Origin of the sequence: Bradyrhizobium jicamae (genome assembly GCF_001440395.1) — a bacterium.
GTDB classification, from domain to species: Bacteria; Pseudomonadota; Alphaproteobacteria; order Rhizobiales; family Xanthobacteraceae; genus Bradyrhizobium; species Bradyrhizobium jicamae.
In genome coordinates this window covers 4,362-4,568 of sequence record NZ_LLXZ01000221.1, presented here as the reverse complement: position 1 = coordinate 4,568, position 207 = coordinate 4,362, and the positions used below count along the sequence as shown (strand labels likewise).

Here is a 207-nt window from a genome sequence, read left to right as displayed (position 1 = left end):
TGGTCTCTGCGGCCACCCCCAGCTCAGAGCGCAAAGCTCATCACCAGGACTGGCCCCCCTTCTCCCGAAGTTACGGGGGCATTTTGCCGAGTTCCTTAACCATAGTTCACCCGAACGCCTCGGTATTCTCTACCTGACCACCTGAGTCGGTTTAGGGTACGGGCCGCCATGAAACTCGCTAGAGGCTTTTCTCGACAGCATAGGATC

At 57.5% G+C, this 207-nt stretch carries 1 rRNA gene (cut by both window edges); it reads right to left on the bottom strand.

From position 1 onward, the window contains the following. Positions 1–207: ribosomal RNA gene (locus tag CQ12_RS39415) — 23S ribosomal RNA — on the bottom strand (it extends past both window edges: 1,265 nt to the left, 2,008 nt to the right).